The sequence below is a fragment of the Coprobacter sp. genome (assembly GCF_982436375.1).
Genome location: NZ_CEWDCG010000254.1, coordinates 1 through 3,598, shown reverse-complemented (window position 1 = coordinate 3,598; position 3,598 = coordinate 1). Strand labels below are relative to the sequence as shown.

Here is a 3,598-nt window from a genome sequence, read left to right as displayed (position 1 = left end):
AGATGATTGTTTTCATCTATCAGACTTTATGTCAGTTATATCGGTAACTTTGTCGGTTTTCCAGACAATGGTCAGTTAACCCCTGTTAATCACCTAAGAGAGCTATTAAAAGTTTCTAAAAAGAAACAGAGAGAGAAATAACCGCACGGATATTGTATTAAATTTAACGACTCAAACATTTAAAAACAGAGATTTATTAACAAATGAATAACAGAAACGTCATGGAAAATTTCAGCAAAAAACTTATCAGTTTTGCACTCGTGGCTCTCGTTAGTTCCGGAGTATCCATTGGTGCTTACTCCTTTCTAAACCGCTCGAAATCAATAAGCGATAACGCTATTGAGGAAGCCGGAAGCAAATACGCCAAACCCGTAGCTTTTACTCCGGTTTCAAACCGTCCGGCTATTGAAACCGATTTTACAAAAGCGGCGGCCAGTACAGTAAATGCCGTTGTCAGTATAAAATCTACGACATCTGCCAAACAACAACAGCAAGGAATGATGCAAGATCCTTTCTTTGAATTCTTTTTCGGACAAAGAGGGGGTGGAAATATGAAACCTCAACCTCGTGTAGGAATGGGATCGGGAGTAATCCTCACCCCTGATGGTTATATTGTAACGAACAACCATGTAATTGAAGGCGCGGATATATTAGAGGTAACTTTAAATGATAAAAGATCTTTCAATGCTAAAATCATAGGAACAGACCCAAGTACCGATTTGGCTTTAATCAAAATCGAAGCAAAAGATCTTCCGACATTACCTTTCGGAGATTCGGACAAACTACAAGTCGGAGAATGGGTCCTGGCTGTCGGAAATCCATTCCAGCTCTACTCTACTGTTACAGCCGGTATTGTAAGTGCCAAAGCTCGTAGCTTAGGTATGATCAGTACAGGGAAAACCATGGGTATAGAATCTTTTATACAGACTGATGCAGCAGTAAATCCGGGTAATAGCGGAGGCGCTCTTGTAAATACAAATGGAGAATTAGTCGGTATAAACACAGCCATTTATTCCGAAACAGGAGCTTATTCTGGATATTCTTTTGCTATTCCGACAAGTATAGTAAGCAAAGTAATTACCGACTTGAAACAATATGGAACAGTACAACGTGCCGTGCTTGGAGTTATCATCCGCGATATTAATTCAGATCTCGCAAAAGAAAAAGACATTCAGATACAAGATGGTATTTATATAGAAGAAGTCAGCGACCGTAGTGCCGCCATGGAAGCCGGAATAAAGAAAGGAGACATTATCATTGCAATCAACGATGTACCTGTAAAAACTGCTTCTGCATTACAGGAACAGGTAAACCGTTATCGCCCCGGTGATAAAATAAAAGTAACAATTCACAGAGGAAAAGATACTAAAACGCTTTCGGTTACGTTAAAGAATAATCAAGGCAATACCGAAATTACCAAAACAAAAGGTATCGAGAGTCTTGGAGCAGCTTTCAAAGAGTTGAAAGATAATACTAAACGGGAACTAAATATCAGTTCTGGAGTTCAAGTTGTCGGTATCAAAGCCGGAAAATTCCAAAGAGCCGGTATTCGCGACGGATTTATTATTCTTAATATCAACGGTGTCAACGTAAAATCAGTCGATACGATCGAAAGTATTTTCAATGACATCATGAAAGGAAACAGCAGAGATAAAGTCATGTTCATCACCGGTATATATCCGAATGGGAAAACTGGATATTATGCTGTAGATCTTTCGGAATAAAGCATAGTTCTTAAATCAAATCATAAAAGCACAATTTACTGTAATTAAATTTACAGAATTGTGCTTTTATCTTGGCAAATGGCAAAGAAGATTAATATCGGAAACAAATTATTTCCACCGTACGTTTTGCGAATAGCCAATAGGGAAGAAAAGAGTTAGAACAAAATGGAACAAAGTTCTTTTCTTAACCGTAAGGTTTGAGAATTTGTAAAAAAACATTATATTTGCACTCCAAATTTCTAATCTGCAGGATGAGACAATTAAAGATCACAAAATCAATTACCAACAGGGAGAGCGCTTCGCTTGACAAGTACCTTCAGGAAATCGGACGAGAAGACCTGATTACTGTCGAAGAAGAAGTTGAACTTGCCCAGCGCATAAAAAAAGGAGATCGGGTTGCTTTAGAAAAACTAACCCGCGCCAATCTGCGTTTTGTCGTTTCTGTCGCCAAGCAATATCAAAACCAAGGATTAAGTCTTCCCGACCTGATCAACGAAGGGAATTTGGGTTTGATAAAGGCTGCTGAAAAATTTGACGAAACCAGAGGTTTTAAATTTATCTCTTATGCTGTGTGGTGGATACGTCAATCGATTCTTCAAGCTTTAGCAGAACAATCTCGTATCGTACGTCTTCCTCTCAATCAAGTAGGTTCGTTGAATAAAATCAGCAAAGCCTTTTCTAAATTTGAACAGGAAAACGAACGGCGTCCTTCTCCGGAAGAATTAGCAGATGAATTGGATATCCCCGTAGACAAAATTTCGGATACAATGAAAGTTTCCGGACGTCACATTTCTGTTGACGCCCCATTTGTCGAAGGAGAAGACAACAGTCTGTTAGACGTGCTTATCAACGATGATTCGCCTATTGCCGACCGGTCATTGATCAATGAGTCCCTCGCTAAAGAAATAGATCGAGCATTAGCTACATTAACCGAAAGAGAAAGTGATATTATCAAAATGTTTTTCGGTATCGGATGTCAAGAAATGACATTGGAAGAAATCGGCGACAAATTCGGCCTCACCAGAGAGCGCGTACGCCAGATCAAAGAAAAAGCCATAAGAAGATTGAGACAAAGTTCTCGTAGCAAATTGCTTAAAACCTACTTAGGATAAGACAAGAAAGAGTGATCCTAAAAAACAAAGAGTGCATTCGGACAATTAACTCCGAATCACTCTTTTTCGTCTGATCTAAAAACCAATACCATGTCTAAAAAAAATTATTTGCTATCCATTCTCACTATTACTGTAATCTTACATTCCTCAGTTACCAGCGCTCAAGAAGTAAAAGAGAGGGCCATGGTTGTTTATAGTAAAAAAAAAAGTCTCTCTCAAAAGCAAAAACATTTGCCGCATTTGTCGATTTCGGAACTTCTCTTTTCATGAGACAAGATCCAGCATATCCCGATTTATCCGAGTGTAATGCCAGCTTAGATTTAGATATATCATACGGTTATTTTATCAATAGCTATTTCTACATAGGACCAGGCGCAGGAATACGAACTTACTTCGGAGAAAATTTTACAATGTTCCCCATATTCGGAGAATTAAGAGGATGTTGGAAACGGACATTTATATATGGCAAAGGAGGATTCAGTTTATCTACTTCAGGGAACAATGACAGAGGAGGAGCATATGCCTCGATCGGTTTAGGAGTCAATTTTATATCTAAAACAAAATACAAGCTGTTTCTCAGCATGGGCTATGAATTTCAAGATCATAGACGTAAAGATACCAGTGTATTACGAAAAGAAATATTAACCGGAAAGAATGGCATAGCCATTCGCATTGGCACACAATTCTAAAAAACAAAAGTGGCAATAAATTACAAATCAAAAGAATCATATCTTTACAAATTATATTTTATAAGATTTACAT

At 38.1% G+C, this 3,598-nt stretch carries 3 protein-coding genes; all 3 read left to right on the top strand.

From position 1 onward, the window contains the following. The first annotated feature begins 221 nt into the window (after positions 1–221). The 3 genes from AC1WHX_RS11235 (at position 222) to AC1WHX_RS11225 (ending at position 3,525) form a co-directional block, all read left to right on the top strand. Positions 222–1,724: a Do family serine endopeptidase gene (locus AC1WHX_RS11235; protein WP_009319325.1), complete on the top strand. Its 1,503-nt coding sequence runs from the start codon at positions 222–224 to the stop codon at positions 1,722–1,724. 251 nt (positions 1,725–1,975) lie between these two features. Further along, the gene (locus AC1WHX_RS11230; RefSeq protein WP_009319324.1) at positions 1,976–2,836 is read left to right on the top strand and encodes a sigma-70 family RNA polymerase sigma factor; all 861 of its coding nucleotides are present in this window, start codon (positions 1,976–1,978) and stop codon (positions 2,834–2,836) included. A 266-nt stretch (positions 2,837–3,102) separates the two neighbouring features. Continuing rightward, positions 3,103–3,525 (top strand): hypothetical protein, encoded by a 423-nt coding sequence (locus tag AC1WHX_RS11225; protein WP_122338275.1) that lies wholly within the window; start codon positions 3,103–3,105, stop codon positions 3,523–3,525. Positions 3,526–3,598: the final 73 nt, after the last annotated feature.